This is a genomic window from Methylocaldum sp., assembly GCF_039794385.1.
GTDB lineage: Bacteria > Pseudomonadota > Gammaproteobacteria > Methylococcales > Methylococcaceae > Methylocaldum.
Map to the genome: position 1 here is coordinate 1 of NZ_JBDIVO010000309.1, position 5,381 is coordinate 5,381.

Sequence of the window (5,381 nt, forward strand, 5' to 3'; positions counted from 1 at the left end):
AGGAACCATCGTCTTGCGGCACGCTGCGATCGAAGTAGACGCGCAGATCCGCCACCGACCGATCCTCGCCATCGACTTGGACGGTGCGAAGCACGGGCGCCTGACCGAGGTTGCCGACGCCCGAAAACTGATTGCTCATGCCCTGGACTCCTGGGGAATGCCGCTGTTTGCAATGAGCCATAGATGCCCGATTTTTCGCCCGATGACCACCCAAAACCGATCATTCGCCGGTGACCGGTTTCCGCTTCTTGAGCCGGTTTCAATGTATCAAGGCGGTCGTGAAGGAGGTTGAAAGCGAAATGTGCCAATACGGCATCTGTACGGAACCTTGTTGGAAGTTCCGAGGTCATATAAACTCGATCCGTATAATTTCCGTATCAATGATTGAGACCGCCATGCCTACTGCGACCACACCCTACGAGCGCATTGACCTCAGGACCTCGCCCGAAATCAAGGCACTGATCGTTCGCGCCGCAGCCACGGCCGGCGTTTCCGTGAGTGCCTTTCTACTGGGCGCCGCGCAGGAGCGCGCCAAACAAGTTCTCAGCGAGGCGGAATTGATGACGCTGTCGCCGCGTGACTGGGAGGCTTTCTTTACGGCTCTGGACCATACCGACAAGCCCCGCCCGAAATTGTCGGCCGCCATGCAACGGCATCGTGAATGGCAATCCGAACGTGAATCCTCGTGACGGTTTTCTACCGGAAGCGATCGAGGCGCTTCACGTCCATCATGATCGGCGAAGCTTTACCTGCGGCGACCCGGAACTGGACGGCTATCTCAAACGCTTTGCGCGTCAACATGCCGAAACCAAGGTCAGCCGAACCTACGTCGCCGTCAACGGTGCTGCGATTCTCGGTTATTACAGTCTGGCCCTATCGGGCATTCGCAAGGATCAGTTGCCGTCCCGGTATCAATCCCGCTTTCCGAATTACCCATTGCCAGTAGCTCGTTTGGCCCGGCTGGCGGTCGACCATCGCTATCAAAATCGGGGCTTGGGCGAACTGCTATTGGCCGACGCGCTGTCCCGGTGTCTCCGTCTCTCGGAGGAAATCGGCATGGTCGGCGTTGTGGTCGATGCCAAGCATGAGCACGCCAGGCGCTATTATGAGCGTTTCGAATTCGAACGATTCCCCGATGCCCCGCTCACCTTGTGGTTACCCACGGCAGCCATTGCCAAACTGTGAACCGGCACATCGAATTAAGTGTGGACGCGAGGGGTTAGTATCGACCTATACCCTGTCAATCTTCGCCGCGGGTTAGGGCATGATCTCATCCGTGCTCATTGGCGATCCGCGCCCAGGCGCTGGCCAACGCCTCGATACTGGATGTGTTCATGGTGTCCGTCATGGTTCGATCCCATAGCGGTTTTCGTCGTCGGCATCCTGGCGCACGGCGGATAGTTGCTTCAGCAGCCCCGGCAGCGCCGTTTGCACCGTGTCCCACACCATGTCGAGGTTGATGTCGAAGTAGCCGTGGGCGATGCGGTTACGCATGCCGCGCATGCTGCGCCAAGGCACCTCGGCGTAGCCGTCCATTACCTTCGTAGCGGCTTCACCGATGATGATGAGGCTCATGATGACGGCCTGCTGGGTGCGCTTGTCCGCCAGAAAGTCATCTTTACTCAAGCCTTCGACGAAGCTGCACGCATCCGTCGCGGCCTGCCGCATGTGGTCGAGGTAGTCGGGCAGGCGGCTCTCGCTCATACCGGCTGGGCTTCCGCGAGCACCTTGGCTCGGACCTTCGGCGGCAGGTCGGCCGGGGTCAAGAGATCAACATGGACGCCGAGCAGCGCTTCCAGCTCGTCCTGCAAACCGCCCAGATCGAACAACGTCGCGCCGGGTAATGCATCCACCAACAGATCGAGGTCGCTGCCGTCCCGGTCGGTGCCGTGCAGTACCGAGCCGAAGACGCGCGGGTTCGCCGCGCGGAAGCGGCTCGCCGCTTCGCGGATGGCGCTTCGTTTGAGGTTGAGCGCAACGGATGGTCGCATGTGACACCTTTCCTTATCTCAACTCGTTGAGACGGTAAGAAACCGATAATAGCATTTCAAGAACGATTTTCGAGAACAGCAAAGCGGGACTCGGGCGAACTGCTATTGGCCGACGCGCTGTCCCGGTGTCTCCGTCTCTCGGAGGAAATCGGCATGGTCGGCGTTGTGGTCGATGCCAAGCACGAGCACGCCAGGCGCTATTATGAGCGTTTCGAATTCGAACGATTCCCCGATGCCCCGCTCACCTTGTGGTTACCCACGGCAGCCATCGCCAAACTGTGAACCGGCACATCGAATTAAGTGTGGACGCGAGGGGTTATTAACCCGGCCTATATTTATAGGCCGGGTTAATCCGGGGCAGGGATGCCCCGGCGCGGCGACAAGCCGCGTGAGCCCAGGCCGGGCGTGTAACCGACCTGGGCGGCGGCCCGAAATACCAGGAGGGTATTTACGGGCCTGATTAATAATTCAATTGGCGCCCCGGATACGATTCGAATGTATGCCCATCCCCTTAGGAGTCCCGGTATGCTGCATTAAAGAAAGCGCAAGTTGATCGCAAATTTGACAACCTTTCCCGTCGCCACTGTTTTTGAAGCGTTGTGCAATGTAGGCAGGCTGAATTTCATAAATCAGGAAACTGCGTTCAATCAAGTCTGACTTCCATTATCGTTTGGACGAATTTGAGAGGGTCATAATGAGCGAAAAAGCATTGGTAACCATTACAGATGCCGCAAAGATCATCTCCGTGAGTCGCGCGACGGTCTACAGAATGATTCAGGCCGGCGATTATGATCAGCAAATTGCACAAGGAAAGAAGTCCAAGGAAGACGTACCGCAAGCGATTCGAGGCTATTTAGGGTGTCGATTCCCCAGAATGATCCGTTTGGGGCCTCGTTGCGTGCGCCTGAACCGGGCGGAAGTGGAGGCATGGATAGCTTCGAGAGCCTCCCAAGGCGTGTAACGTCATGCACTACGGCGATGGGATGGGAACTGAGGTGGGCTACGAAACTAGTCGTAACTTATTGATTTGGCGGAGAGGGAGGGATTCGAACCCTCGTGCCGGGTTTCCCCGACCATCCGATTTCGAGTCGGCGCCGTTATGACCGCTTCGGTACCTCTCCCCGGAAAAGGCTGATATGATACGACACTCTTGTTGAGAACTAAATGGTGGGGGACATGAATTTGTCTGAAGTCATGCCCTTCGGCCTAAACCTGAAAGACACCTTGGGCCGAAGTTTAGATCATGCGAAAAATGTAGACGATAAAAACAAATTCATAAGGGGGCGACAAAAAAAATCAGCATTAAAGCAATCCAACGTTTTCCGTTTCCTCGCTTATCTCTTCTTCACGGCTTCTTTCTCGGGGTGTACTCAAGAAACATCCCGGCCTTTAACCCAGTTGGAACGGATCAAGCAATCCGGTGAACTGCGGGTCGTAACCCGGTACGGGCCTTCCACTTACTATGAAAGTGTCAATGGAGCGGTTGGTCTGGAGCATGACTTGGCCGAGCTATTCGCCAGGCGCCTCGATGTCAAAGTGAAATTTATAGTGTCGGATTCGGCTAAGCAGGCAATCCAGACTCTTGATGACGGAGGCGCGGATATAGCGGCAGCAGGGCTGCTTATCGATGTGGTAAGGAAAAAGAAACTACGCTTTGCACCGCCTTACCGCGTTCTTACCGAACAAGTCTTGTACAGTGACGGTCGTCCGCGCCCGAACAGCATCGCCGATTTGGCCGGAGGCGTGTTGGAGGTTTCGGCGGGTACCAGCCATGTCAACACTCTCAAAGCGCTGAAGCGCAACTATCGAGACCTTAATTGGCAAATCAATTTCGATCAGGACGTTCACGAACTTCTGTTTCTCGTCAGTGAAGGATTGGTCGACTACACCGTTGCTAATTCGGATCAGGCGTTGATCATGCGCCGCTATTATCCGAAGCTGCAAGTCGCCTTCGATATCGGCAAGGCCCGGGAGCTAGCCTGGGCTTTGCCCATGTCAGAGGATGCCAGTCTGTACGACGAAACCGTTCGGTTTTTTCGGGAGATCAAGGAAGACAAGACGCTGGATCAGTTGATCGACCGTTATTACGGCCATGCGGAAGCATTCGACGTGGCTTTGGACAGTTCTCTACGTCGCGATTATTTGACCCGTCTGCCCAAGTTCAAGCGATGGTTCGTGCAGGCGGGCAGACGTTATGACATCGATTGGCGCCTTTTGGCGGCCATTGCTTATCAGGAATCGAAATGGCGCAGCACGGCCGTCTCCGCCGAAGGTGTGCGCGGCATGATGATGTTGACCGGCGTCACCGCCAAGGAGCTGAAAGTAACTGATCGATTTAATCCGGTCCAAAGCATTTTGGGCGGCGCGTCTTATCTTCGGCAGACTTTGGCTAACATTCCGTCGCAGATCGAAGACCCGGATCGTACCTGGTTTGCCTTGGCGGCCTATAACCTGGGTTATGGCCACATCGAGGATGCCCGGAATCTGGTTGCGCGGCGCGGTGGCGATCCCGACAAATGGATCGAAATCAAGAAAGTGTTGCCTCTGCTCGGGAAACCGAATTGGTATCGCAAAACCAAGTACGGTAAAGCGCGTGGCGCCGTGGCCGTTCATTATGTGAACAGCATACGCCGGTACTACGATCTGCTGGTTTGGCTCACCGAGGAAAATGCAACCGGCAAGATGGCGATGGGACCGGAAAAGTCCCGGGCCGAGGGCGTTTAGCGTCGTTCCTGAAAAAAGCGCTTGAGGAGGGTGCCGCACTCCTCCTTCAAGACGCCGCCCTGATATGCGACCTTATGATTGAGGAACTCGGTATCGGCTAGCTGCAACGCGCTGCAAACGGCGCCTCGCGTGGGATCCGGGGCGCCGAACACAATCCGTTTCACCCGGGCGTGAATGATGGCGCCCATGCACATCACGCAAGGCTCCAGCGTCACATAAAGAACGGTATCGACCAGCCGATAGTTACCAAGATTCGCGCCGGCCGCCCGAAGCGCCATGATCTCGGCGTGAGCGGTAGGATCGTTCGTGCCGATCGGGCAGTTCCGGCCTTCGGCGATCAATGCATTGTCCTTGACCAGCACTGCGCCCACCGGCACTTCGCCCATGTCGCCGGCCTGTTCGGCAAGCGCCAGGGCATGGCGCATCCAGTCTTCGTCGCTGGGAGCCATGGACAGGGGATCATTCCCACTCAATGGTGGCCGGCGGTTTGCCCGAGATGTCGTAGGTTACCCTTGATATACCGGGTACTTCGTTGATGATCCGGCGAGAGACGAGATCGAGAAAGTCGTAAGGCAGATGCGCCCAGCGGGCGGTCATAAAGTCTATCGTTTCAACGGCGCGCAGCGCGACGACGAAATCGTAGCGGCGTCCGTCGCCCATGACGCC

Annotated in this window: 8 protein-coding genes, 1 tRNA gene and 1 pseudogene; 5 read left to right on the forward strand and 5 right to left on the reverse strand. The window is 56.6% G+C overall.

Going from position 1 to position 5,381, the window contains the following annotated elements; genetic code table 11:
- Positions 1-395: 395 nt before the first annotated feature.
- A complete protein-coding gene (locus ABJK70_RS19385; protein ID WP_347258819.1) occupies positions 396-689 on the forward strand; it encodes a DUF1778 domain-containing protein in 294 nt (97 codons plus the stop codon).
- A complete protein-coding gene (locus ABJK70_RS19390; RefSeq protein ID WP_156879668.1) occupies positions 676-1,185 on the forward strand; it encodes a GNAT family N-acetyltransferase in 510 nt (169 codons plus the stop codon). The genes ABJK70_RS19385 and ABJK70_RS19390 overlap by 14 nt, the downstream gene beginning before the upstream one ends.
- Before the next feature lie 159 nt (positions 1,186-1,344).
- On the opposite strand, the gene ABJK70_RS19395 is transcribed toward ABJK70_RS19390, so the two are convergent.
- Together ABJK70_RS19395 and ABJK70_RS19400 are read right to left on the reverse strand one after the other, a co-directional pair.
- The gene (locus ABJK70_RS19395; RefSeq protein WP_077730312.1) at positions 1,345-1,704 is read right to left on the reverse strand and encodes a DUF86 domain-containing protein; all 360 of its coding nucleotides are present in this window, start codon (positions 1,702-1,704) and stop codon (positions 1,345-1,347) included.
- Complete coding sequence (locus ABJK70_RS19400) at positions 1,701-1,991, reverse strand: nucleotidyltransferase family protein (RefSeq protein WP_077730313.1); 291 nt, start codon at positions 1,989-1,991, stop codon at positions 1,701-1,703. The genes ABJK70_RS19395 and ABJK70_RS19400 overlap by 4 nt, the downstream gene beginning before the upstream one ends.
- A 153-nt stretch (positions 1,992-2,144) precedes the next feature.
- On the opposite strand from ABJK70_RS19400, the gene ABJK70_RS19405 reads away from it, so the two are divergent.
- Positions 2,145-2,273, forward strand: a complete 129-nt coding sequence (locus tag ABJK70_RS19405) for a hypothetical protein (RefSeq protein WP_276205391.1) — start codon at positions 2,145-2,147, stop codon at positions 2,271-2,273.
- Positions 2,274-2,685: 412 nt separating this feature from the next.
- Positions 2,686-2,952: an AlpA family phage regulatory protein gene (locus tag ABJK70_RS19410; RefSeq protein ID WP_139841076.1), complete on the forward strand. Its 267-nt coding sequence runs from the start codon at positions 2,686-2,688 to the stop codon at positions 2,950-2,952.
- Positions 2,953-3,019: 67 nt separating this feature from the next.
- Here the strand turns inward: ABJK70_RS19410 and ABJK70_RS19415 are convergent.
- Positions 3,020-3,112, reverse strand: a tRNA-Ser gene (locus ABJK70_RS19415).
- A 73-nt stretch (positions 3,113-3,185) separates the two neighbouring features.
- Here ABJK70_RS19415 and mltF point away from each other — a divergent pair.
- Entirely contained in the window at positions 3,186-4,715 is a 1,530-nt protein-coding gene (gene mltF, locus ABJK70_RS19420) for a membrane-bound lytic murein transglycosylase MltF (protein WP_347258820.1), read from the forward strand.
- On the opposite strand, the gene tadA is transcribed toward mltF, so the two are convergent.
- Positions 4,712-5,164 (reverse strand): tRNA adenosine(34) deaminase TadA, encoded by a 453-nt coding sequence (gene tadA / locus ABJK70_RS19425; RefSeq protein ID WP_077730316.1) that lies wholly within the window; start codon positions 5,162-5,164, stop codon positions 4,712-4,714. The two genes, mltF and tadA, sit on opposite strands and share 4 nt — an antisense overlap.
- Positions 5,165-5,174: 10 nt before the next feature.
- A pseudogene (locus ABJK70_RS19430) lies at positions 5,175-5,381 on the reverse strand (GMP synthase (glutamine-hydrolyzing)); the annotation flags it as partial.

Coding starts and splice junctions, on each gene's coding strand:
- ABJK70_RS19400 (WP_077730313.1), bottom strand. CDS start 1,991: ATGCGACCATCCGTTGCGCTCAACCTCAAACGAAGCGCCATCCGCGAA.
- ABJK70_RS19395 (WP_077730312.1), bottom strand. CDS start 1,704: ATGAGCGAGAGCCGCCTGCCCGACTACCTCGACCACATGCGGCAGGCC.
- mltF (WP_347258820.1), top strand. CDS start 3,186: ATGCCCTTCGGCCTAAACCTGAAAGACACCTTGGGCCGAAGTTTAGAT.
- ABJK70_RS19385 (WP_347258819.1), top strand. CDS start 396: ATGCCTACTGCGACCACACCCTACGAGCGCATTGACCTCAGGACCTCG.
- ABJK70_RS19405 (WP_276205391.1), top strand. CDS start 2,145: ATGGTCGGCGTTGTGGTCGATGCCAAGCACGAGCACGCCAGGCGCTAT.
- ABJK70_RS19410 (WP_139841076.1), top strand. CDS start 2,686: ATGAGCGAAAAAGCATTGGTAACCATTACAGATGCCGCAAAGATCATC.
- tadA (WP_077730316.1), bottom strand. CDS start 5,164: ATGGCTCCCAGCGACGAAGACTGGATGCGCCATGCCCTGGCGCTTGCC.